This is a genomic window from Pseudomonas sp. CLCA07 (assembly GCF_053615335.1).
Genome location: NZ_CM132131.1, coordinates 509,466 through 531,996, shown reverse-complemented (window position 1 = coordinate 531,996; position 22,531 = coordinate 509,466). Strand labels below are relative to the sequence as shown.

At 58.7% G+C, this 22,531-nt stretch carries 21 protein-coding genes; 8 read left to right on the top strand and 13 right to left on the bottom strand.

The features are described from left to right. Nucleotides 1-52: 52 nt before the first annotated feature. The 8 genes from ACWGZX_RS02520 to ACWGZX_RS02485 form a co-directional block, all read right to left on the bottom strand. Nucleotides 53-1,309 carry an FAD-dependent oxidoreductase gene (locus ACWGZX_RS02520; RefSeq protein ID WP_452627155.1) on the bottom strand — a complete coding sequence of 419 codons (1,257 nt, stop codon included), beginning with the start codon at nt 1,307-1,309 and terminating at the stop codon, nt 53-55. Beyond that, nucleotides 1,306-1,542 (bottom strand): (2Fe-2S)-binding protein, encoded by a 237-nt coding sequence (locus tag ACWGZX_RS02515; protein ID WP_223520211.1) that lies wholly within the window; start codon nt 1,540-1,542, stop codon nt 1,306-1,308. The genes ACWGZX_RS02520 and ACWGZX_RS02515 overlap by 4 nt, the downstream gene beginning before the upstream one ends. Beyond that, nucleotides 1,535-2,650: an NAD(P)/FAD-dependent oxidoreductase gene (locus tag ACWGZX_RS02510; protein ID WP_452627154.1), complete on the bottom strand. Its 1,116-nt coding sequence runs from the start codon at nt 2,648-2,650 to the stop codon at nt 1,535-1,537. Before ACWGZX_RS02510 ends, ACWGZX_RS02515 begins: the two co-directional genes overlap by 8 nt. Beyond that, a complete protein-coding gene (locus ACWGZX_RS02505) occupies nt 2,647-3,579 on the bottom strand; it encodes a 4-hydroxyproline epimerase (RefSeq protein WP_452627153.1) in 933 nt (310 codons plus the stop codon). The genes ACWGZX_RS02510 and ACWGZX_RS02505 overlap by 4 nt, the downstream gene beginning before the upstream one ends. Nucleotides 3,580-3,693: 114 nt before the next feature. Further along, complete coding sequence (locus tag ACWGZX_RS02500) at nt 3,694-4,365, bottom strand: GntR family transcriptional regulator (RefSeq protein ID WP_452627152.1); 672 nt, start codon at nt 4,363-4,365, stop codon at nt 3,694-3,696. A gap of 358 nt (nt 4,366-4,723) precedes the next feature. Then, the gene (locus ACWGZX_RS02495; protein WP_452627151.1) at nt 4,724-5,611 is read right to left on the bottom strand and encodes a DUF2950 domain-containing protein; all 888 of its coding nucleotides are present in this window, start codon (nt 5,609-5,611) and stop codon (nt 4,724-4,726) included. A gap of 26 nt (nt 5,612-5,637) precedes the next feature. Beyond that, nucleotides 5,638-7,197, bottom strand: a complete 1,560-nt coding sequence (locus ACWGZX_RS02490; RefSeq protein ID WP_452627150.1) for a DUF3300 domain-containing protein — start codon at nt 7,195-7,197, stop codon at nt 5,638-5,640. Nucleotides 7,198-7,386: 189 nt separating this feature from the next. Further along, nucleotides 7,387-8,664: a flavohemoglobin expression-modulating QEGLA motif protein gene (locus ACWGZX_RS02485; protein ID WP_452627149.1), complete on the bottom strand. Its 1,278-nt coding sequence runs from the start codon at nt 8,662-8,664 to the stop codon at nt 7,387-7,389. Nucleotides 8,665-8,965: 301 nt separating this feature from the next. On the opposite strand from ACWGZX_RS02485, the gene ACWGZX_RS02480 reads away from it, so the two are divergent. From ACWGZX_RS02480 to ACWGZX_RS02470, 3 genes are all read left to right on the top strand, one after another. Then, complete coding sequence (locus tag ACWGZX_RS02480; RefSeq protein WP_452627148.1) at nt 8,966-9,625, top strand: hypothetical protein; 660 nt, start codon at nt 8,966-8,968, stop codon at nt 9,623-9,625. A 76-nt stretch (nt 9,626-9,701) separates the two neighbouring features. Then, the gene (locus ACWGZX_RS02475) at nt 9,702-11,492 is read left to right on the top strand and encodes a SulP family inorganic anion transporter (RefSeq protein ID WP_452627147.1); all 1,791 of its coding nucleotides are present in this window, start codon (nt 9,702-9,704) and stop codon (nt 11,490-11,492) included. 210 nt (nt 11,493-11,702) lie between these two features. Continuing rightward, nucleotides 11,703-11,966: a hypothetical protein gene (locus tag ACWGZX_RS02470; protein ID WP_452627146.1), complete on the top strand. Its 264-nt coding sequence runs from the start codon at nt 11,703-11,705 to the stop codon at nt 11,964-11,966. A gap of 131 nt (nt 11,967-12,097) precedes the next feature. On the opposite strand, the gene ACWGZX_RS02465 is transcribed toward ACWGZX_RS02470, so the two are convergent. Further along, complete coding sequence (locus ACWGZX_RS02465; protein ID WP_223520230.1) at nt 12,098-12,517, bottom strand: MAPEG family protein; 420 nt, start codon at nt 12,515-12,517, stop codon at nt 12,098-12,100. 81 nt (nt 12,518-12,598) lie between these two features. Next, on the bottom strand, nt 12,599-13,552 hold the full coding sequence (locus ACWGZX_RS02460) for a hypothetical protein (RefSeq protein WP_452627145.1): 954 nt from the start codon (nt 13,550-13,552) through the stop codon (nt 12,599-12,601). A gap of 200 nt (nt 13,553-13,752) precedes the next feature. Here ACWGZX_RS02460 and ACWGZX_RS02455 point away from each other — a divergent pair, with 200 nt between their 5' ends. From ACWGZX_RS02455 to ACWGZX_RS02445, 3 genes are all read left to right on the top strand, one after another. Beyond that, nucleotides 13,753-14,748, top strand: a complete 996-nt coding sequence (locus tag ACWGZX_RS02455; protein ID WP_452627144.1) for an AraC family transcriptional regulator — start codon at nt 13,753-13,755, stop codon at nt 14,746-14,748. A 406-nt stretch (nt 14,749-15,154) separates the two neighbouring features. Then, nucleotides 15,155-16,714 carry a multiheme c-type cytochrome gene (locus ACWGZX_RS02450; protein WP_452627143.1) on the top strand — a complete coding sequence of 520 codons (1,560 nt, stop codon included), beginning with the start codon at nt 15,155-15,157 and terminating at the stop codon, nt 16,712-16,714. Nucleotides 16,715-16,918: 204 nt separating this feature from the next. Then, nucleotides 16,919-17,491, top strand: a complete 573-nt coding sequence (locus ACWGZX_RS02445) for a hypothetical protein (RefSeq protein WP_452627142.1) — start codon at nt 16,919-16,921, stop codon at nt 17,489-17,491. Nucleotides 17,492-17,733: 242 nt separating this feature from the next. Here the strand turns inward: ACWGZX_RS02445 and ACWGZX_RS02440 are convergent, their stop codons facing one another. From ACWGZX_RS02440 to ACWGZX_RS02430, 3 genes are all read right to left on the bottom strand, one after another. Continuing rightward, nucleotides 17,734-18,132 (bottom strand): hypothetical protein, encoded by a 399-nt coding sequence (locus ACWGZX_RS02440; protein WP_452627141.1) that lies wholly within the window; start codon nt 18,130-18,132, stop codon nt 17,734-17,736. A gap of 405 nt (nt 18,133-18,537) precedes the next feature. Beyond that, nucleotides 18,538-18,699 carry a DUF2986 domain-containing protein gene (locus tag ACWGZX_RS02435; protein ID WP_223517388.1) on the bottom strand — a complete coding sequence of 54 codons (162 nt, stop codon included), beginning with the start codon at nt 18,697-18,699 and terminating at the stop codon, nt 18,538-18,540. Between the two features lie 148 nt (nt 18,700-18,847). Continuing rightward, nucleotides 18,848-19,771, bottom strand: a complete 924-nt coding sequence (locus ACWGZX_RS02430) for a LysR family transcriptional regulator (RefSeq protein ID WP_452627140.1) — start codon at nt 19,769-19,771, stop codon at nt 18,848-18,850. Nucleotides 19,772-19,907: 136 nt separating this feature from the next. Here ACWGZX_RS02430 and ACWGZX_RS02425 point away from each other — a divergent pair, with 136 nt between their 5' ends. Beyond that, nucleotides 19,908-20,963, top strand: coding sequence for a tartrate dehydrogenase (locus ACWGZX_RS02425; RefSeq protein ID WP_452627139.1), 1,056 nt, complete (start codon nt 19,908-19,910; stop codon nt 20,961-20,963). Between the two features lie 108 nt (nt 20,964-21,071). Next, nucleotides 21,072-22,430 (top strand): dicarboxylate/amino acid:cation symporter, encoded by a 1,359-nt coding sequence (locus tag ACWGZX_RS02420; RefSeq protein WP_223517382.1) that lies wholly within the window; start codon nt 21,072-21,074, stop codon nt 22,428-22,430. Nucleotides 22,431-22,531: the final 101 nt, after the last annotated feature.

Below are 22,531 nucleotides of genomic sequence, written 5' to 3'. Positions count from 1 at the left end.
CCCCCGGGATCATAGTGGCTCGGCAGCGTGGCCGAAACCCCCGATGCGATCATCACGCGGGCGGGGTGTCGTCCAGGCACATCAACGTCTCGATACGTGCCGGGCTGAACGGTGGGCGCGGCGCTGAGGGTTGCCAGCCAAACAGATGCTGCACCGCACCGCCACACACACGCCCCTGGCAGGCGCCCATGCCGCAGCGACTGGCCAGCTTGGCCTCACGCCAGTCCGTGTGCCCAGCCAATGCTGCGTATGCCACATCTTCGCAACGGCAAACCAAGGTGTCGGGGCGCGCCAGGGATTTGAGTCGCGGGTCGAGGGCGAATGCCTGATTCAGTGCATTGGCGAACCCCTGCCAGCGTGCCCGGCGCAGCCACAGTTGGCGGGCTGCTACAACGTCGCCCACTGCGGCGTGGCCGGCAATCGCACCTTCCACCAAGGCCAGTTCACTGCCACCGAATCCGGTGCATTCACCTGCCGCGTAATGATCGGTGCGGTTGCTGGCCTGCCAGATATCCACCGCCAACGCCTGTCCTTCGATGGCGTAACCCAGTGCCTGACCCAATTGGATATTCGGGATCAGGCCGAACCCACAGGCCAGCCGGTCACATTCCAGCTCGACGATTTTGCCTTGCTGTTGCAAGCGCACGCCTTCGAGTCGTTCGGAGCCAAGGGCTGCCAGTACATGAGTGGCTGCACGGTAATGACGGTTGAACAAGCTGAACGACTGCAACCATTTCGCCGGCCAGCGCGGCAGTTGCGCAGCGAAACCGGCGACCGCCGTGAGCGAAGCTTGCTCGGCGATGCGTAGCACCGATGCTCCGTGTATTTTTGCGGTAGCCGCACTGGCCAATAATAGTGGCCCGCTTCCGGCGATTACCACGCGCTCATCACGCACCGAAAGTCCGGATTTGATCAGTGCCTGCAAACCCCCGGCGCCGGTGACCCCAGGCAGCGTCCATCCGGGGAAGGGCAGCAGCAACTCTCGGGCACCGGTGCACAGAATCAATTTGTCATAGCTGATCAGCCAGCCGTGATCGTCGTCTTCGACCAGCAATTGTTTTAGGCCGGGATTGGCGATCACCCGAGTGCCGCTGTGATGGCGGATATTGCCGTGGGACTGTAACCGCTCACGCAGGTGACGGGCCTGAGCGGGGAGACTGGCTTGAGGGCCGTCGCGCCAGATTTGCCCGCCGGTAAACGGGTTGTCGTCGAGCATGACAATGCGTGCACCACTGGGTGCTGCTGCCAGTGCGGCGGCCATGCCGGCAGGGCCGGCACCGATGATCAACAGATCGGCGTATTCGTTCATGGGTGTGTCTCCACCTGCATGCCGTCACGGCACAGGGTCTGGCACGCCAGGCGACGGCGACCGTCGATGGTCACCCGGCATTCCTGGCAAATGCCCATGCCGCACAGCGGTGCGCGCCGTTGACCGCTGACCGAGGTGCGGCTGCAACCGTTGCCGCCCAACGCCAGGGCTGCGGCGACGCTGGTACCGTCGGCGACCCTCAGGGCATGACCGTCGAGCATCAATTCAGGCATACACAGGTTCTCCGAGGAAACGCTGGGGCAGATAGGGTTGCGCGGCCAGTGGCGGGGTTTCGTTGAACAGTTGCGCGACCAGCAAATCCGCGGTGCCGGGCGCGGTGGTCACCCCCAGTCCTTCATGACCGACCGCCAGCCATAAGCCCTGACGTTGTGGGTGCTGACCCACCAGCGGCAAGCCGTCGGGGCTGGCGGCACGAAAACCGGTCCAGGCGCGGATGCCATTGAGCCGGGCCAACCCCGGCATGTATTCGGCCGCACGCTTGAGCATTTTCGCCAACATCCAGCCTTCGACCTGCGGGTCGGTCGTGCCGAATTGCCGCGAGGCACCAATGAACAATTGCCCGGTCGGACGCGGTTGAATATTGCAGGCCACCGACGGGCCTTTGGCGTTATGGGCGCTGGTGACGTAACCCAGTTCCACCAGGGTGTGGGTGACGGTGGCGGGGTAGCGGTCGGTGATGAGCAAGTGACCTTTTTTCGGCTCGATGGGCAACTCAGGGCACAGTTCATTGGCCTGAACACCGTTGGCCAGCACCACCGCTTCGGCACTCAACCAGTGGCCGTCATCGAGGCGTACCCGATGGCCATCGACCTCCGTGACGTGTGCCCGGCGCTGGCGGATGTTCGGCGTGTCGAGCATCCAGTTGGCCGTGGCCGGCGCATACAGAATGCCGTCACCCTTGATCAGCAGTCCTCCTTCAAGGCCCTCGCGCAGTTCGGGTTCACGCTGGCGCAAGGCACTGGCACCGAGCAGTTCACAGGCGATTCCCTGAGCCTGCAAGTTCAGGCATTTGCTGTGGGCCACTGCCATCTCCTCGGCGTTGGCGGCCAGCCAGAGCGTGCCGTTGTTACGGTAAGCGCAGCCGTCGGGCAAGTCCGGTGCGTGCTCGCGCCAGCGTTGCAGGGAATAATCACTCAGGGCCAGTTCGGCCGGGTTGTCGTCGAGCACCAGTAAGTGGCCCATGCCCGCTGCCGTCGCGTTATGCAGGCCGGCATCGAGTACCAGCACCTGCAAGCCGCGACGCGCCAGCGCCTGGGCGCAAGCCGCGCCGATGATGCCGGCGCCGATGACGATCACATCGGCCACACGGCCCCGGTTCATGGGCGAATGCCCCAGGCGAACGGGTCGTCCTGTTCAATGATCAAACGGGCTTCGGCACTGATGAAGGCACGGCCACGAATGGTCGGCACGATACGCTCACCCTGCCATTCGAAGGAGCCTTCGAACTCGCTGCCAATCACACTGGCCTGGCGCCAGATCTGCCCTGGCTGCAAGGTGTCGTCAGCCGCCATGCACGCCAGTTTCGCGCTGGTACCGGTGCCGCACGGTGAACGATCGTAGGCCTTGCCAGGGCAAAGTACGAAGTTGCGGCTGTCGGCGTGATCGTCATCGGCGAACAGCTCGACATGATCGATCAGGCCGCCGTCTTCACCGCGAATACCCTGGGTTTCCAGTGCCTGCTGCACCGCGTAGGTGTAAGCGGTCAGCGCCTCAAGGTTGTCTCCGGACACCCGCAGGCCGTGATCGGCGATCAGGAAAAACCAGTTGCCGCCCCAAGCGACATCGCCGGTCACCTGACCGATACCCGGCACCTGCAATGCCAAATCTTTGCGATAACGATAGGCGGGGACATTACGTACGCTGACCGAATGGTCGTCGTGCAGGGTGGCTTGTACCGTGCCCACCGGCGTCTCGATGCTGTGCACGCCGGGCCCGATCTTGCCCATGTGCGCCAGAGAAGCCACCAGGCCGATGGTGCCGTGACCGCACATGCCCAGGTAACCGCTGTTGTTGAAGAAAATCACTCCGGCACAGGCGCTCGGGTCTACGGGTTCGCAGAGCAGGGCACCCACCAGCACATCACTACCCCGTGGTTCCAGCACGCACGCCGCACGCCATTGGTCATGCTGTTCGGCGAGGATTTTGCGCCGTTCAGCCATGCTGCCACTGCCCAGATCAGGAAAACCGGCGGTCACCAGACGGGTCGGTTCGCCGCCGGTGTGGGAGTCGATGACGGAGATGTTTTTCATGGGAGGGCCACGTCCATTCGGTTGAGTGAACGCTAGAGTGGCCCGTGCGGTCGGGTGTCGGCTTGATGGATTTAACCTGTGCCGATGACGAAATCAGCACAGTGTCCGCAGCGATCAGTGAGCGTGGGGCAGATGCTCGAAGAGGGTCTTGCAGACCCCGGCAATGTGCTCATCCAACAGCTTCACCGCCAGGTCCACATCCCCGGCACGGCAGGCCGCAAGGATCTCGCGATGCTCGTGATCGGCGCGCTCCTTGCCGGCGGACAGGCTCATCTGCATACGCAGGTAACGCTCCAGCTTGTCGTTGACCGAACGAATCAGACTCACCAGAAACGGCCGCTGCGCCGGTTCGTAAAGACAGGAATGCAATTCCCAGTTGAGCTCGGCCCAGCGCCCGACGTCGTCTTCGCCGATGAATTCCTGGCAGATACGCTCGGCACGCTCGAAGGTCTGTTCGGTCATGTTGGGAATGGCCAGGCGCAACACCTTGTCCTCCAGCAACATGCGCACTTCGAACATCTGCGCCAGTTCCGCATCGGAAATCCGCGTGACCATCGCCCCGCGATTGCGCTGGAACATCACCAGGCCTTCGGCCTCCAGCCGCTTGAGGGCCTCGCGCACCGGGATTTTGCTGACGTTGAACTGGCGGGCAATGTCGTCCTGGCGAATCGGTTCATCCTCGGCAAAATGCCCGGCGACGATCGCGTCCCGCAAATGACGGGTGATGATTTCCGAGGTCGAAGGCGTATTGCCAAGGTCGGGAGCGTTGAGTTTTGGTAGGTTCACGTCGGCGGTCGTTTGGAGTGAGATAGCGCTAGGGTATACGAAATTCTTTAGCCGATCTCCCTCGCCATTCACATGCCATTCAGAAATAACTCCGGGATTGCGCTGCCATGAACTCCTTCAGAAACCTGCTGACGCTGGCCAAGGAACGAAGACTTTGTGCACTGGATTCCTGGCATCGAGCACTCGAAAATATCGCGCTGCGCAGGGAAGATGACGTGCAACGAGCGGTGTTTTGTCCAACGTGACGGGCGTTGCACGGGAACAGCTGACGTTGATGGATCGAGGCGGGTATTGGCGTGGTCTTACCGATGGCGCCGGGTACCGAAGTACCGGCGCAGCGGTTGTTTTACTGCAGGGTCTAGTCTTGATCTGCCGTGACCTCTTTCCAGCTGTCATCCGGGTCAAAGAGCTTCATCGACTGCGCCAACTGTTCACCATCAGGCCCCAGGTCTTTTTCAAATATCTGGCCGTCATGACTGATCATGAAACTCATCACACCGGTATCATCGTATTTCGCCGGCCAGGCGATCAGTGCAAAACCTCGGCTCATCTTGTCACCGATGAGGTAGCTGTAGGCGCCACCCGGTGCCGAAGGGCCTTGGCCAGTAAGGATGCGGAAGTGGTAACCATGCCAGGCTTCTCCGGCAATGGCGTTGCCGAACGTGGGACCCAACGGGCTGATCTGACCGCTATCGTCGTCTGCCCAATAAAGTCCATCGTGCTTGCCGGGGGCGCTGTAGATATTCTGCGCATACTCAAGGGCGCCGTCACCGTCACGATCCACTGACGCATAATCCATCTGGGCGTCGTGATAGGCCTGCGCCGATTGCAACGCGGCGAATTCATTGCGGCCAATTCGACGTGCACGGATTTCGGCACTGCCGGCCTTGATGTCGAAATGCCAACCTTTCGTGCCTTTTACGATGGGGACAGGCAGTGTCCAGTTGTTGGTTCCGACCGACAGGATCGCCTCGCCGTCGCTGGTTTTTTCAATGTGGTTTTGCTCGTGGTACAGCTTCAAAAACGCATCGACATCTTTGCGCTCCGCGCCTGCGCGAGGGATGTAACTGCGCCATTCTTTACCCAGTAACTCTGTCAGGCGTTCATTATTGGCGTGTTGCGTACCCAGTGCTTCGACGAACGCTTGAGCGGCCTTTTCGGGCGTTGGAAATTCCTGTTGTGCCATGACCATGCATGACCACGCAACGCCTGCCGTTATCGCCAAGGACTGACGAAGCAAGCCCATGAGTGTCTTCACTCGAGGATTGTTATTCAACGACGGCCACCCCTTTGACTTTGACGCGCTGGTGGATTGGACGGCCGACTGACCTGTTTGCCGGCTGATCGCGAGGCACTCGGGCGCTGGGCAGATGCCTGGCTGGCCCGGCCACGATTCGCTTGTGCGTTGACTTGGGACGGTGAGCGCGCGCCGGCGAATGCATTGTTGCGTGCTCCGCCCTTATTGGCGGCCTGCGTGGTCGGCCGACTTTTCGTCGTTTGGCGCGCCTGTGCGTTACCCTGTCCGCGCTGTCTGGCATCAGCGGTCTGTTTCCTGGCTTGCTGATTTTCCCGTGTGTTTCTGTCAGTGCCCTGGCCTCTGTTAGAAGCCTGCTGTCTGTCAGACGCACTCTGTCTTTCAGCCGCTCGCTGTCTGTTAGCGGCATTCTGTCTGGCAGCATCTCTGTCTGTACCACCTTGTGCCCGATTGCTGTCCACGCCTCTGGCTTGGGCGTCGCGCGCTTGATCACGGGCTTCGCGGTTGGTGGTGGGAGGTCGTTCGATACCGGCCCTGTCCATCGAGCTACGGGCATTTTCACGCTGCTGGGCTCGCTGAGGCGTGTCGCCTCGATAGGCTTCACGCTGATTGGCACCGTTGAGTTGACGACCGTACTGTTCGCGGCTCCTGCTGTCGCGATAGGGAACGCCATTGCGATGCGCGGAGTTATGCTCCCACTTGCTCTGATTAACGTTGATCCGGTTGTTGCCGTTGATGTTGTTGTAGCGTTCGACGTCGATGTCGACGTCGTTATTACCCCAGTCACATTCACCCCACAACGAACCGACGATAGCCACTCCGGCACCAAACGCCAGCCCGGTCAATAATGCCTGGCCGGGGTAATAGGCGGGCGGTGGTGGGTAGTACGCAGGAGGTGACGCAGGATAAGGCCAGGTCCCATAGGTGGTTGTCGGGTTATAAGTGGGTACGTAGACAACCTGTGGATCGGCGGGCTGGATGATGATGGTGGAGCTGCTGGCTGGGGCCGGCGCCACTTCGGTGGACGTGGATGCCGGTGCCGGTGCTGGAAAATTCTGAACCGTCACGTTCTGATATTGGTTGCTCTGCAGATTGCCTGCTGCCTGCGCCTGATGACGCAAGCGTTGCACCGCAGCCATGAGATCGTCGGGCTGCGCCAGGAAGGCATCACCCAGGCGTTGTACCGCCACAGGATCCTGTCCCAGCGTGGCCAACACCTGCGGGAAGGCGACGAGCGCCTGTACACTCGGATCCCAGGGCTTGTTCTGCACTTGTTTGACTGCATCGTCGCCCTTGGCGTTCGGGTTGGCTTTAGACCAGGCGACTGCTTCGGTGAATTCCCCGGGGTACGTGCTGGCCATCAGTATCTGTGCCAGCAATGGATCCGGGTACAGCGCAATGGGCGCCAGCATTTGATCCAGCTGTTCCTGGGTAAACACGGCATCTTTAAGCGCCGAACTGGCGGGCGCTGGCACGGCAGTGGTCGTGCTTGAGGCCGCTTCGACTGGCTGCGATACGCAGAAAGATCCGCTCAAAATAAGGACAGCTGACAACGTGTAGAGTGATGGAATGCGCATTGCATCTCCATGTGGTCAGGCAGGTTTGGAATGAGTGGATCAATGCCAGGGAGGTGAGGTCCGACTTTGCTAACCCCAGACCTCAGCGTCGATACCGCTCCTTAAGCGTAGCAAACAAAAAAATTCTGCTATTTATTTACGTTCATTCAATTCGCACTAGACGCTCTAACCAGTGCGTCGCCACTGTCATCACCGGGCACTGGCATCGGTTTCGTGCTCGTCTGCAAACGCCACGAGCACATCCAGATCGAGCACATCCAGCTTGATCCGGGCGATAAAGGCTGAGAAGGCGAGGTTGGCGGCGAGCAGGCGCAGATCGCGGGCCCACGCTGGAAGATAGACCGGCCCCTGGAGCCAACCCGACTCGAACAGTGGCGCCAGGCGGACGGTATCCCCCAGGCTGAGGCGCCCGGCGAACAAATGGCCGACCAGTTCCGGCCGGTTATCGCGAATCGCGATGCGCAGCAGGGTATGCACGCCGAGCAAGCCCGTCAGGTAGGCGGCATCCTTGGTAAACGCCGACCCACCGTGCAGGTCGGCACCGCGGAACACCCGTTGGGTGGAGCGAAACGACTCCTCCTGCGACTGACCTGCCGCCAGAAAACCTTCGAATACCTGGATGAAATCGGCGCCCTCCAGCGCCTGCTGGACGGCGAGCACGCGCAAGGCGAGGCGACGCAAGCGGTTGATGTCCATGCTGCCGGTGAACAGCTCGGCCAAGGTGGCAATACCCTCCTGAGTCTGTGTCGTGCGTGGCGCCCCAAGACCGAGGCTTTTGAGGTTGGGTTGGCGCGCGCCGTTTTGTGCCGTGGCGATATGCACGAACGCCTCGTGCTGCAATAGCTGATTCTTGTCCAGTTCAGAGAACATCGCGCTGGCGCGCAGGCGGATGCGGCTCGCCCCGGCGATGGCCTTGGCGGCCAGGGTCGGATCGAGTATCACCGTGACTTGGCCCTCGCCGAAGAAGCGGTCCAGTTCCGGCTGCATCCAGGCAGCAAAGGCTTCGGCCGGGATCTCGGCCGGGCTCGGTGGAATCCGGGCACTGCCCAGAAGGGCGTCGGTGGTGTTGAGGAAGAACCGGGCGGCGTCCAGCATGCTCAAGTTGAGGCGTGGGTAATGGAAATCCGGGCGCCGGTACAGCGCTGATGAATAGTCAGTAAAGGCGGGAGTGCCAATGGCCCCCAGCATGCGTCCGGCCGTGGCATAGCTTCGCGCTGTCATGGCGAGGTAGTTCCCGGCGGGATGTGCCTCATCGCAATGGTCAACAAAGGATTCCAGCGCGGCGATGTCGGCGCTGTGGTCACGCGGACACAGTTCGACGTTTGGCAACTGTGCATGCCCGCTTCGCCAATTCGCCAGGAAGGCTTCTTCGACGCCATCGGGCCACGCCAGGGCATCCAGCACGCGGATCTTGCGGGCCAGACCGGGCAGGGCGGCATCGAGTTCAGACAGGGGCGTGGCGATCATCGGAATCTCCCGGGGAGACGAGGCTTACCAGCAAAAGCTTAGTCGTTGCTGACGCAGTGCGTTGTTACAGGTCAGGGCGCTGCTTGCGGGAGTTTGACGCTGACAGGCAAGGCAGGCATTCGCGTGCTAACCGTTATAGAGGCTGCATCAGGTGCGCTGTTGTAGACATCGCGCTTGATGTCGGCGACAAATTTTTTTGTCACTACAATTAAGTGAAATCGAAAAAGAGCACCGCCTGATAGCGCTGTGCTCTGGCCTATGAAACCTGCACACGTGGGTACCTTTCAGCGAGGTAGGACGCATGCCAAACACCGAAGGACAGAAGCGGGCACGGATCCTCGACCCGGTCGATCGTGTCACAGAGGTCATCTTCGGCCTGCTCATGGCGATGACGTTCACCGGAACGATCAGCGTGGCGACATCGGGCCAGGAGGCTGAACGTACCATGATGTTCGCCGCGCTCGGTTGCAATCTTGCCTGGGGGCTTGCAGACGCGGTGATGTATCTACTGCGCGCGTTGATCGACCGCACGCGCAAAAGCACCTTATACGCAAAACTCGGCGGGGCGGACGCGGCCACCGGCCAGGCGCTAGTGGCGGGGGCCCTGCCGTCGCACCTGGCGGCAGCAGCCAAGCCTGAGACCCTGGAATTGTTACGCAGCCGCTTGGTCGAGTATCCGGCCACGTCAGTACAGTCGCGCCTCGGTTGGGATGATTTCAAAGGTGCACTGGGCGTTTTTCTGTTGGTGGTGGCATCGACCTTTCCACTCGTAGTGCCTTTCCTGTTACTCGAAGAGACGGCGCTCGCCGTTCGTCTTTCTAATTTGGTCGGGCTCGCGGTGCTGTTCATCGCGGGTTGGATACTGGCGCGATACGCCGGCGCAAAACCGTGGCAAGGCGGGGTTGCGTTGGCGGTCACTGGCGCGGTGCTGATCGTCGCGATCGTTGCGCTCGGCGGATGACGAACAAAAGCGGATTCGGCAATTCTGCGGCTGCCTCTAAGCCATTATGCGCTGTACACCAAGGGGTTACAGTTCTATGAGCGATTCGAATTCTGTACCTTCCGCCCCGGAACCGGGCCGTATTGCACATCGGGTAGCCGGCGCCGAACAGAAACACTGGAGCCGCTGGCTGCCTGGACTGAACACGCTACTCACCTATCAAATAGCCTGGTTGCGAAATGACATCGTCGCCGGACTCGTCCTGACCACCATGCTGGTACCAGTGGGTATCGCCTACGCGGTGGCCTCGGGCGTACCCGGCATCTATGGTCTTTACGCGACGATCATTCCGCTGCTCGCTTATGCGTTATTCGGGCCGAGCCGGATTTTGGTGCTGGGGCCGGATTCCTCGCTGGCGGCCGTCATCCTTGCCGTGATCCTGCCACTGTCGGGCGGCGACCCGTACCGCGCCGTCGCCCTGGCGGGAATGATGGCTATTGTGTCGGGGGTGGTCTGCATCCTGGCCGGCATAGCGCGCTTGGGTTTCATCACGGAACTGCTCTCCAAACCGATTCGCTACGGGTACATGAACGGTATCGCGCTGACCGTATTGATCAGCCAATTGCCCAAATTTTTCGGCTTCAAGATCGAGTCCGCCGGGCCGCTGAGAAATATGTGGGCGATCATCACCTCGGTGCTGGACGGAAAAACCAACTGGGTCACGTTTGCCGTCGGTGCCGCCACGTTGGTGGTGATCCTGTTGCTCAAGGGGCACAAACGCATTCCGGGTATTTTGATCGCCGTGGCAGGCGCAACCATCGCCGTCGGTGTGCTGGACCTTGCCTCGAAATACGGAATATCAGTCCTCGGCGAGCTTCCACAAGGCATGCCGGCGTTTGCCATTCCCTGGATCACTCAAGCCGATATGGTCCCGGTCCTGATCGGAGGCATTGCCGTCGCGCTCGTTTCGTTCGCCGACACCAGCGTGCTCTCGCGTGTCTATGCGGCACGTTCGCGTACTTACGTTGATCCGAACCAGGAGATGGTGGGGCTCGGCGTCGCCAATCTGGCGGCCGGTTTTTTCCAGGGTTTTCCAATCAGCAGCAGTTCGTCACGCACACCGGTGGCCGAGGCCGCAGGCGCCAGAACCCAATTGTCCGGTGTCGTCGGAGCGCTGGCGGTTGCCTTGCTGTTGCTGGTGGCGCCGAACCTGTTGCAGGACCTGCCCAACAGCGCGCTGGCGGCGGTCGTGATCGCATCGGCCATCGGCTTGATCGAGGTCACGGATCTGCGACGCATCTATCGCATTCAGCAGTGGGAGTTCTGGCTGTCCATCGCCTGCACCGTCGGCGTCGCTGTGTTTGGTGCAATCGAGGGGATCGCCCTGGCCATTGTGATTGCGGTGATTGAATTCCTGTGGGATGGCTGGCGGCCGTACTCCACGGTGCTGGGACGTGTCGATGACCTTCAGGGCTACCATGACATCAAGCGTTTTCCTGACGCACGACTGCTTCCCGGCCTGGTCCTTTTCCGCTGGGATGCGCCTTTGTTTTTCGCCAACGCCGAGTTGTTCAATGAACGGGTGCTGGACGCGGTGGCCACGTCCCCTACGCCGGTACGCTGGGTGGTCGTTGCGGCGGAACCTATGACCAGTGTGGACGTGACCTCTGCCGACATGTTGGCTGAACTGGACGAAACATTGCGCGCGGCGGGCATCGAGTTGTGCCTGGCCGAGATGAAAGACCCGGTCAAGGACAAACTGAAGCGATTCGGGCTTTTCACCCAGCTTGGCGAAACCGCGTTTTTTCCGACGTTGGGCACTGCGGTCAACAGCTACCTCGCAACGTATCCTGTGGAGGGGGCCAAACGGCAGGATGAGAATCAGTGAGGTGGTAGAGATGCACGAGTTTTGACGACTATCAACGACCGAAGCGCCTTGCACGAATGCCTGGGGAGTCCAATCGTCAGATTTCAGGCGTCACAAAAGTTTTTGTGGAGTATGAGTGAACAATGTAAGTGCAGTTTCCCCTGAACATGCTCGGTGAGCGAACTGGTTGGCAAGCGAGCCGACTGAGCGTTTTTGAAATGGAGGAACATCATGATTCGCAAGCACGTCTTGATGGCCTTGGCGACACTGGTCGTCGCCGCGGGTGTGCAGTGGGTCTCGGTGCCGGCGTATGCGACAGAGCAGGGAGAACAACGGCGTGAAGCGCGGGATACGAGGCAAACAGGGCGCTCCGACGCACGGCAAACCAAGTACGATTGCAGAAAGGCCAGTGACAAGAACAATGCAGAATGTCGCCAGGACAAGCGCAGTACCAAGCAGGACACGCGCCGCACCGCTCGGGACATCAAATATTGATCGTTAATGTAAATCCCGCTTCCATCCGCCAATGGGTCAATCCTTCCAGAAAACGGTCAAGGCAGAACGACTACATCAAGCAATGAAAAGCGGACATATTTATTGTCCGCTCGATTTGCTGGAGCTGCTACTTAGCCGTAAAAAGCGGCTATCACAATGAGCGCGAGAAAACACACCAACTGGACGCAAAAGAAGGTAAACCGAATTGCCACGAACGTATCGGTTTGCACATGGGATACGTGAACCAAAGACTGGCACACGCGAGCGATCAGGACGAGTGTGGACAAGTAGTTCACTGCAGGGCCGCTGACACCAAGGGCTGAAATCACGAACACGATGACAGCAAAGACAGGCAGATTTTCCACGCAGTTGGCGTGTGCTCGTGTCCCGCGCCGATACCAATCTTCGCCTTCGAGCTGATCGCTTCGGAACGAGGCAATCGGAACATTCGAGAACAAGATGGCGACCCAGCGGTACACGCCGACGGTTGCCATCAACAGCAGCAAAGTCCAGGTCGAAAACCCAAGCAGCATCCACATCGGTATGGTCATGGCCGCCATCCTCAATAAATCATTTTCAGCACGTCTTCCCACAGCCGCGCGGCCGACGAGGCGCCGGTCGCGCGCTGTCGATCAATGGCTCATGATGGGTGCCAGTGCGGTCTGAATCCTGGTCATTTGTGCTGGCGTTGTCATGCTCGTAAGCAGCCGGCCAAAGTGTGGATGCAGCACGCCCGAGACAATGTATTGCCAGCGGTAGGCGCTCAGCACGCAGGCTTTGATTTGCGTTGTCTCATCGACACTGAACGGTCGTGAAACATTGTGAATAAAGTAGTCGGCATCGGATGCCGATTGCGCCTGAAGAATTCCGTCGACGGCCGCCACCAGCGCAATCAGATCGTTCACCGCCTGGTCGCACTCGGCTGGCGAGAGTTTCGCGTGCTCCGTCTTCCACTCCAGTTCATCGAGTACGACGTGCCGGCTTTCATCCTTCCAGTGAAATTTGAAGACATCCTTGAACAGTGGGCACAACTCCTCGTGCGGTGCGATGCTCTGTACGTAGTGCGCCTGGACAAACAGCTCGATATGACAGGTCAGCGCCAGCACCGACCACGTGCTGGCCGCCAGTACCGCACGCGCCACATCGTTTGGATCGGCAACTTGACGATACCCCGCTGGCAAGTGCGTACCCATCATCATCTCCATGCGCCGGAACAACTCCTGGTGCTTGATCTCGTCGTTGGAAAAGCGTACCAGCGCTTCGAGTGCGAGCTGATTGTCAAAGACATGGGCCCGACCTTGATCGAGCATTTTGGCACTGATAAAACGCTCGACCAGGCCAAAGATATACGCATAGGTCCGGCCCTGAATCTGACTGAGCAGGCGTGCCTCGGCCTCGGCGAGAAAGGTCAGACGGTCGATTTTGGATAGTCCATCGGGCAAGAACTTGCGCGAGAAGTCGAAACTCCGGTCCTGTAGCAAATCGCGATCGATCTGCCATTCGGCCTTTTTCGATGATCTGACAATTTGAGCATAACGGTCGGCGTTGTCTGACTCTGGGCTGAGTCGGGTAGCGACGCTGTTCATATGGATCTCCTGCTGCCTTGGTCGGTTGAAACGGGGCAATTACGGTTGACGTCGGAGCCAATGACCACAGGTGAAGCATCGGGGGGGATAGTCTCGATCGCTGAGTCCGCGTTGGTGCTAATCTAGGTCTCGCCGTTCAGGCGGTGAATGACCAGTGCGCCGGATTACATGCTCAGGCGTCCGGAAAAGAGGGCAGGCAAGTGTTGGATGCGCTTTCTGATGTCTTGCGTGTGATTCGGCTGTCTGGAGGGGTCTTCCTCGAGGCAGAATTCACTGCGCCCTGGTGCATCAACGGAAAAATCTCGGCGGATGATTGCAAACCGTTCCTGGCGGCACCTCGGCATATCATTGCGTCGCATTTTGTCGCCGCGGGGCACATGCAATTGCGCATCGACGGTGGTGCCACCATCGACGTGGGGGCAGGCGAACTCGTTCTGCTTCCTCGCAATGACCCTCATACTTTTGGCAGCGACCTGAGTATTGCGCCCATGTCGGCGAGCGAAGTTGTTCAGCCGCCAGAAGTCGGCGGCATTTCACGAATCAAGTACGGTGGGGGCGGCGAGGCCACGCAGTTATTGTGCGGATTCCTCGGCTCTGAAACACCCTTCAGTCCGTTGCTTTCGTCGCTGCCATCCGTATTGAAATTAGACATTCGCGCGACGGCTTCGGGAGCCTGGATCGAAAGCTCATTCCGTTTCGCTGTCAGCGAAATCGCGGTAGGACGCGTCGGCTCGGCAACGGTCATTGCCAAGCTGTCCGAACTGCTATTCGTCGAAGCCGTCAGCCAGTATGTCGCAAGCCTTCCCGTTGAGCGGCGCGGGTGGCTGGCGGGTTTGCGAGATCCGCATATCGGGCGCGCACTGGCGCTACTCCATGCTCGCCCAACCGAGGGCTGGACTGCAGAAGCCCTGGCGCTTGAAGTGGGTATGTCGCGCTCGGTATTCGCGGAGCGATTCACGGCATTGGTCGGACAGCCGCCGATGCAATACCTGACGCTCTGGCGTATGCACGTGGCGGCTCAAAACCTGCGCGAAGGTCGCGGCAGTGTGGCGCAAATCGGCTTTGCAGTTGGCTACGAATCCGAAGCCGCGTTCAGTCGCGCCTTCAAACGTCAGTTCGGTACGTCACCCGGCACTTGGCGCAGACAATCAGCTGGAGAGCTGGAGGCCGGTGTGAATGAACATGGACGCGCTTAAGTTTCGCCAGCCAAGCCTTCATCTATGCATGTTTGTGTGTCACATAATTATCGGGGGAAGATGAGCAGGAACGGGCAGAAATAGTGGCCCCCCCGATATCGGAGTGAACTCCCCCATTAATGGGTGGTATTGCTCTGCAGTATTTGCGTCTCCATTAGCACATTGTTTCAATCCGTGGCCAATGTTTGCGGAGCATTCAAGTCATCACACATGTTTTACACAACGCTGGCAGAGTAATTGCTGACTGAGCATATCCCGTTCATGCAAGGTGCAGAGTCGGGAAGCAGTGGCGCTGTAAGTACCCCATTGAGTGATTACCTATCCATCGGTTTGCTTCACGCATTACCCCTGGCCACTCAATAGAAGTGCAGCAGTTATTCACTGCAACCGCCCAGGGGAAACGCTTATGAGCCGCTCTAAGCATACGTATGCGCAGCGCTTTTACCAGATACGCAATAACTCGCCCAGGCCGGGTGAAATACTGGCAGCCTTTGTCCACAACCTGATCTACCTGGTGATCAGACCTGTTGTTCACCGTCTTTTGTTCTTTCTCGCCTGCCTATTTACGGTAACTCTTGTGGCGGCCGACGAACCTCAGGGTAACGACAATCAAAGTAATGAGAAGTGGGTGGAGCCGGCTCGCTCCAGGCTCATGCATGTGATTGGCGGGATGCCGTTCTTTCCGCATCGGGCCAATACCCCCGGCAACCTGGTTTTGAATGTAAAAGACTTCGACAATGCCCAAGTATGTGGCGCATGCCATACGGAGATCTACAAGCAGTGGCGCTCGTCGATGATGTCCCAAGCCTGGGATGAACCCATCTATCGGGCCTTGCTCAAGCGTGCGAGTTCGGCCACCGAGGGGAAGGTCGATAACTTCTGCACCGGCTGCCATACCCCGATAGGGCTCACGACCGGGCAGATCAATTCGCAAGTCAACCGCTCCTCGATTGAAGACAGCGAGAAAAATCATCCGATGCCTGGGGTCGATTGCGAGACCTGCCACAACATCAGCGCTCGCACCGGCCTCGATAACGGCGCTTATGTCTTGAGCCCTCGAGCGCATGGTAGACCGACCAAGTTCGGCCCGCGTAAAGATGCCATTTCGCCTTATCACGACACCGTGTATTCCGCTCTGCACACACGCTCGGACTTTTGCGCCACCTGCCACAACGTCACGCACCCGTTCAGCAGTGTGGCGGTCGAGCGCACCTATGACGAATGGCAGGAGAGCTCCTACAGCTTTAACGATGTAACCTGCCAGAGCTGCCATATGCCAGGTTTTGCGGGTAAGGCCGCGATCATGGGGCCAGACCGCGAGGAGGTCGCCTCGCATTGGTTCAGCGGCGCCAACGCTACGATGCTCAAGCATCTCGGTCAGGAAACGGGCGCACAACGCGGGCGCGACATGCTCGCACGCGCGGCGGAAATAAAGTTCGAGCAACTGCCGGCAACCATCATTCCCGGGCAATACACCTCGGTCGCAGTCAAAGTTGCCAATGTCGGCGCCGGGCACAAGCTGCCGACCGGCTTTCCGGAGGGACGGGAGATGTGGATCGATTTCCGGGTGCTGGATGCCAGTGGTCGCGAGCTCTATCGACTGGGTGCGATCAAGGACGGCAAGACTGAGGACAACACGCGAAATTTCAAAGTGCACATAGGCGACAAGGACGGCAATCCGTTGGATGTCGAGGTCTGGAATGCCACGCAAATTCTCTCGGATAACCGCATTCTGCCCAAGGGCTACGATATTCGGGAGTTTTCCTTCCTGGTGCCGGCCGACGCCATCGGGCCGCTGACCGTGACTGCCGACCTGAACTACTGGCCGTTCTCGCAGAAGCTGGCTGACTACTTGCTCGGCAAGGATAAGTTGCAAGTGGAAATCACCCGGATGGCCAAAGTCACGCAGAGCGTACCCCTGTGGACAAGCCTGCCCGCCGCCGGGCCAGATACTGCGCACTTTTAGCTGTGCAGTGTCGATGTCCCAGCCGGCTACATTCATCAGCCACAGGAGTGACCGCCTCTATGTGTGACGAAAGTTGTATGGCGGTCGGTGCCGGTACCTGTTAATGCGCGTTCATCTTGCAAGTGCAAATGCTAATTTGTATCATTAGTTTTCAATTCAGCGAAGCAGGGAACGCAGCGCCCAAACAATAATAAGGTCAAGGCAATGCTCAAAATGCTTCTCGTATACGGTCATCTGCTCGCTACGTGTATTGCCCTGGGGCGGGTGATGCAGGCGGATCACAAGCTTTGGAGTTGGCGCAAGGAAACACTGGACCAGGCGAGGCTTGAGTACCTTGATGAAACTCAGAAGATCGTCAGCCTCGCACTGCTGGCCCTTTGGGCAAGCGGACTGTTGCTGGTGCTTCAGGGTTATCTCAATGAAGGCGACGCGTATCTGCTCAATCAGAAACTCTGGGCTAAGGTGACTGTCGTCGCGCTGCTTAGCCTGAACGGTGCATTACTGCATCGAATCGGCTTCCCGCTTTTGCAAAAGGCTCCATTCGTCGCACTGCGCAGTGCAGGCCGCGCGCGGCTCGCCTTGTTGGGAGCGCTTTCCATGAGCGGTTGGTTATTCGCTGCTTTCCTGGGGGTGGCTCGAGCCTGGAATCACGTGCTGCCTTATCTACACGTGATGGGTGCATTCGCCGCATTCTCGTTGTTGGCTTGTTGCGTGGCACTTGCAATCGCCGGTAGGGCGGGCAGTGTCGGTGCGCAAAAAACCTCGGTACCGGGGTAGCTATCCATAACGTGCAACCGGTAGCCTCGTATTTGTCGAGCCATGGTGGTCATTGTCCGCTGCTGCGACCACCAGCGCTCGAACCTGCTCCCGTCCCTGCGCCGCAGCCACGAACCGCCTATTTGAATGCCTTGAGGAAGCGTGGTTCACCGCTCCTCAAGAACCTCGAATTTGGTTGACTGACTTCCTCAGGGCGTGAAGCTGACGGTGGCGATAGGGCGGATTGATCCCGTGGCTTCGCACTAGCGACGATAGTAGCGGTGATCGTCCTCATAGCGGTGCCGCATGGCCCGATCCTGGTGGCGCTCCCAATAACGATGGCGTTCAGCTTCTTGGCGGGCTTGCTCTCTACGCCACTGATCTCTACGCCAGTCGTCTCGGCGCCAATCGTCTCTACGGTCGTGCCAACGGCCGTCGTGCCAGTATCGATCGTCATGGGCAAGCAACGGCCCAGGCTGCTTGCCGGCCATACTAGCCAAGGTCGGCCAAGGGTTGCCGGCGGCCTGGACAGGAGCCTGAACGGCTGTGACTTCAGTTGCGAAAACAGGGGTTGAGGTCTTCATCTGTGTTGCTGATGCCGAGCCCACTGCCGCGAACGCGAACAGGCCGAAGAGCACCATCCGTAGGTCATGGAATTTCATGAGCGAAGACAACCTCTGATTGACAATTGGACGTGGGGCCATCTGGCTGCGGGAAGCCTGCGGGTTCGCGCTTACCCAGCGGATGTGCCTATCCACATAGACCGATAAATAGGGAAAAGTTCTAGGGGACCGCTGCTTAAATAGCCAACGGCCTCAGTGTTCGGCCCCTTTGAGGTTTGCTATCTCGATATCCCTTCTGGCCATTTTCTGCCTGTGATCAAGGGTCGAAATCCACAACCCAAAGCTGACGCTCAGCAACGGGAGCACCACTTGGGTAGGTTAGGCTGTGAAAGGATGGTCGGATCGCCAAGAAACAGCTTCGGCTTGAATGAATTGTCAGGCCACGTCCTCGCGGTACGTGCCATCGGAATGCCTGACCCAACCGTGGTGATTGAGCTACATGGATCAGCTCTCAGAAGAAATGATTGAGTCGTCACTGGATTCAGCGGCCAACTTCAATCGGTCAGCTTTACTAATGTATTTAGACTTGCTTGCCGGTGCCAATTTGGCACTGGCCTTTTTGGCGTGAGCCTTTAATAGCTGCTGTATTTTTTTACGACGATTCATGTTTTCTGCTCAGCTTGTAAATTCTTGAAGGGTATCAGCTTAAATGTTAATCCAGATCTCTGTGCCGCGCTCTTGGTGCATTATCGATCTGGCAGCCGTCGTTTCGAGGGCGCTGATGCATGCATCGGGAAGGGCGGGACAATGTGGTTCAGTCGTGCGGATCTGCCGCTTCTTCCAGGTGGTCAATGTGCTTGAAACGCTCAACCAGAAAATCGATCAAGCTGCGCACTCGCGCTGAAAGGTGTAACTGTTGCGGGTACACCGCATAGACATCGGCGCGTGTCGGTGTCTGGTCTTCCAGTACCAATCGCAAGCGACCACTGCGCACGTATCGGGCGATGTCCCATTCGGCTCGCAAAAGAATGCCGTGCCCTTCCAGCGCCCAGTTCAGGGCCACTTCACCGTCATTGCAACCCAATGCTCCACGAACTTTGATGTTCTGTGTGCGCCCACCGTTGGTGAAACTCCACACGCCGTAGGGCGTTTCGTTTTGCCGTAGAAAGATGCAGTTGTGTTGCTGTAACTCCGTCAGGCGTTGCGGTACACCATGTTTTTCCAGGTACAGGGGCGATGCGCATAACAGACGACGATTGGACGCGATCTTGCGTGCATGGAAGGCGGCGTCCGGCAGCGTGCCGAATCGAATTCCCAGGTCAAACCCGTGCGTCGTCAGATCAAGCGGGTGATCGCTGATTTCCAGCTGCACTTCCACCTCCGGGTACTGTGCGAAGAATGCACCCAGGGCAGGGCCGATGTAACGGCGACCGAAACCCAATGACGCGTTGACCCGAATAAGGCCTTTAGGCGTCGCCCGACTGCTATGGATCAACTGCTCGACCTCATCGATCTGCGTCAGGATGCGGGCGGCATGCGAGAAAAGCAGTTCACCTTCAGAGGTCAAGCTCATTGAGCGTGTCGTGCGGTTGACCAGGCGGATGCCCAATCGAGCCTCCAGCGCGGTGAGACGCTTGCTCACTGCCGGTGGAGTGATGCCCAGTTCCCGCGCGGTCGCGGCGAGGCTGCCTTTGTTGGCCAAGAGGTAAAAAAATGACAAATCCAGGGTCTGGCTCATTCGTAACTCAAAGTTATTTATGTAGTGATTCTGAGTAACTCACACCTATTTGTTCACTACATATACTCCGCTCACACCCTGATTGAACAGCCCGTTCAACAGGCACAACAAGAACGTTACAAGAGTGGAGTTGACCATGAGCGCATACAAAATTGCAGCGGTTCCAGGTGATGGCATCGGTGTTGAAGTGATTGCCGCTGGTGTCGAGGTGCTGCAAGCCCTGTCGAAAAAGTCCGGCTTCCAACTGGATTTCAAACACTTTGACTGGAACTCGGATAACTACCTGAAAAACGGTTACTACATTCCCGAAGGTGGCCTGGATGAACTGAAAACCTTCGACGCTATTTTCTTCGGTGCCGTCGGCGCGCTCAACGTACCGGATCATATTTCCCTCTGGGGCTTGCGCCTGCCGATCTGCCAGGGCTTCGATCAATACGCCAACGTACGTCCCGCTCGGGTACTGCCGGGGGTGAAAAGCCCACTGCACAACGGCGATCAGATCGACTGGGTGGTCGTGCGGGAAAACTCTGAAGGTGAATATTCCGGCAACGGCGGTCGCGTACACCGTGGCCTGCCGGAAGAGGTCGCAACCGAAGTCTCGGTATTCACCCGTGCCGGGGTCGAGCGCATTCACCGCTTCGCTTTCGAACTGGCGCAGAGCCGTCCACGCAAGCACCTGACCATGGTCACCAAGTCCAACGCCCAGCGTCATGGCATGGTGTTGTGGGACGAAATTTTCTACGAAGTGGCCAAGGATTTCCCGGACGTCAAAATCGACAAGGAATTGGTCGATGCGGTGACCACGCGCATGGTGCTCAAGCCTTCGACGCTGGATGTCATTGTCGCCACGAACCTGCACGCCGACATTCTGTCCGACCTGGCCGCCGCGCTGTCCGGCAGCCTGGGCATTGCGCCGACCGCCAACCTCAACCCGTCACGCAAATTCCCTTCAATGTTCGAGCCGATCCACGGTTCGGCATTCGACATCACCGGAAAAGGCGTGGCCAATCCCATCGCAACGTTCTGGACCGCCGCAATGATGCTTGAGCATCTCGCAGAACCCGCCGCAGCCAAACAGCTGATGTCCGCTATCGAAGCCGTGACCGAAAGCGGTTTGCATACTCCGGATCTGGGCGGTAACGCCACTACTCGACAGATTACGGATGCAGTCATCGCGTTGATCAACCGCTGATTTTTTTCCAGCGATTCAAAGTAGTACTGCGGCACAACGCCGAGGGGCAGATCGCTTGATCTGACTCCTTGGCATTTCCTGACAACAATAAAAAATCAGGGCCCTGTAATGAAAAGAATATTTGGCAAACTCTACGTACAAGTGCTCATCGCCGTCATCCTCGGCGCCATCGTTGGCGTGTTCGTTCCTGAAACCGGCACTGCGCTCAAACCCTTGGGCGATGCCTTCATCAAATTGATCAAAATGCTCCTCGCACCGGTGATCTTCCTGACCGTAGTCACGGGCATTGCGCGCATGGAAAACATGAAGGAGCTGGGTCGGGTCGGCTTTCGCGCGCTGCTGTATTTCGAAGTCGTGTCGACGCTGGCGCTGGTGGTTGGCCTGGTGGTGGTCGATGTGTTCAAGCCCGGCGCGGGCATGAACATCGATGTTGCCACCCTCGACACCTCAAGCCTGGCCACCTACACCTCGGCGGTGAAGCATGCCTCGTTCATGGACTTCGTCATGAACATCATCCCCGATACGATTGTGGATGCCTTCGCCAAGGGCAACGTCCTGCAAATCCTGTTGTTCTCCATTCTGCTCGGCATCGCCCTGGCCCACGTCGGGCCGCGGGGCAAACCCTTTGTCGACACCCTGGACAGCCTGATGCAGGGCATGTTCCGCATCGTCAACATGGTGATGCGACTGGCACCGATCGGCGCATTCGGCGCCATCGCCTTCACCATCGGCAAATACGGTTTCGGCTCGCTGTTCTCACTTGGCAAGTTGATGGCCTGTGTGTACCTGACCTGCGCGGTGTTCGTGATCTTTGTGCTCGGCCCGATCTGTCGCTACAGCGGCTTCAGCCTGTGGAAGTTCCTCAAGTTCATCAAGGAAGAACTGTTCACGGTGCTGGGCACCAGTTCATCGGAATCGGTGCTGCCGCAGATGATTTCCAAAATGGAAAAGGCCGGGGTGTCCAAACCCGTCGCTGGAATGATCATTCCTTCCGGTCTGACCTTCAACCCGGACGGGCAGGCGATCTACTACACCATCGCTGCGATTTTCATTGCTCAGGCGACCAATACGCCGCTGACCCTGACCGATCAACTGATCGTGTTGGCGGTGCTGATGTTCACCTCCAAAGGCTCGGCAGGTGTTACGGGTTCGGGGTTCATCATCTTGGCCGCCACCTTGTCTTCCCTTGGCACCATTCCAGTGGCGGGCATGGTGTTGCTGCTGGGGGTCGACCGGTTCATGTCGGAAGCACGGGCCATCACCAACACCATCGGCAATGGTGTCGGCACCATGGCCATTGCGAAATGGGTCGGGGCGCTGGACACGGTCAAAATGAACAAGGCGCTCAATGGTGACGTCGAGGAGGAAAAGTCTGCCACGGTTGATGAGGCAAATCGCATTTTTGCTCATTCGGCGGTGGGCGAGGGGGGCGTGCTGCCCAGTCTGAAAAAGGCCTCTCGGGCGTAGGGGGCGTGGCGCTGAATGCAGTGATGTTTAGCGCCATTTTTGATTCAACCCAAAGCCGCCGCTCGCACTGTACGAGAAAGGCGGCTCCACTGACGAACTGA

Bases quoted from the DNA above. Each gene is read 5' to 3' on its own strand.
- ACWGZX_RS02490 (WP_452627150.1), bottom strand. From the start codon at position 7,197: ATGCGCATTCCATCACTCTACACGTTGTCAGCTGTCCTTATTTTGAGC.
- ACWGZX_RS02440 (WP_452627141.1), bottom strand. From the start codon at position 18,132: ATGAAATTCCATGACCTACGGATGGTGCTCTTCGGCCTGTTCGCGTTC.
- ACWGZX_RS02435 (WP_223517388.1), bottom strand. From the start codon at position 18,699: ATGAATCGTCGTAAAAAAATACAGCAGCTATTAAAGGCTCACGCCAAA.
- ACWGZX_RS02430 (WP_452627140.1), bottom strand. From the start codon at position 19,771: ATGAGCCAGACCCTGGATTTGTCATTTTTTTACCTCTTGGCCAACAAA.
- ACWGZX_RS02480 (WP_452627148.1), top strand. From the start codon at position 8,966: ATGCCAAACACCGAAGGACAGAAGCGGGCACGGATCCTCGACCCGGTC.
- ACWGZX_RS02425 (WP_452627139.1), top strand. From the start codon at position 19,908: ATGAGCGCATACAAAATTGCAGCGGTTCCAGGTGATGGCATCGGTGTT.
- ACWGZX_RS02445 (WP_452627142.1), top strand. From the start codon at position 16,919: ATGCTCAAAATGCTTCTCGTATACGGTCATCTGCTCGCTACGTGTATT.
- ACWGZX_RS02510 (WP_452627154.1), bottom strand. From the start codon at position 2,650: ATGAACCGGGGCCGTGTGGCCGATGTGATCGTCATCGGCGCCGGCATC.
- ACWGZX_RS02485 (WP_452627149.1), bottom strand. From the start codon at position 8,664: ATGATCGCCACGCCCCTGTCTGAACTCGATGCCGCCCTGCCCGGTCTG.
- ACWGZX_RS02505 (WP_452627153.1), bottom strand. From the start codon at position 3,579: ATGAAAAACATCTCCGTCATCGACTCCCACACCGGCGGCGAACCGACC.
- ACWGZX_RS02420 (WP_223517382.1), top strand. From the start codon at position 21,072: ATGAAAAGAATATTTGGCAAACTCTACGTACAAGTGCTCATCGCCGTC.
- ACWGZX_RS02460 (WP_452627145.1), bottom strand. From the start codon at position 13,552: ATGAACAGCGTCGCTACCCGACTCAGCCCAGAGTCAGACAACGCCGAC.
- ACWGZX_RS02515 (WP_223520211.1), bottom strand. From the start codon at position 1,542: ATGCCTGAATTGATGCTCGACGGTCATGCCCTGAGGGTCGCCGACGGT.
- ACWGZX_RS02495 (WP_452627151.1), bottom strand. From the start codon at position 5,611: ATGGGCTTGCTTCGTCAGTCCTTGGCGATAACGGCAGGCGTTGCGTGG.
- ACWGZX_RS02475 (WP_452627147.1), top strand. From the start codon at position 9,702: ATGAGCGATTCGAATTCTGTACCTTCCGCCCCGGAACCGGGCCGTATT.
- ACWGZX_RS02470 (WP_452627146.1), top strand. From the start codon at position 11,703: ATGATTCGCAAGCACGTCTTGATGGCCTTGGCGACACTGGTCGTCGCC.
- ACWGZX_RS02450 (WP_452627143.1), top strand. From the start codon at position 15,155: ATGAGCCGCTCTAAGCATACGTATGCGCAGCGCTTTTACCAGATACGC.
- ACWGZX_RS02465 (WP_223520230.1), bottom strand. From the start codon at position 12,517: ATGACCATACCGATGTGGATGCTGCTTGGGTTTTCGACCTGGACTTTG.
- ACWGZX_RS02520 (WP_452627155.1), bottom strand. From the start codon at position 1,309: ATGAACGAATACGCCGATCTGTTGATCATCGGTGCCGGCCCTGCCGGC.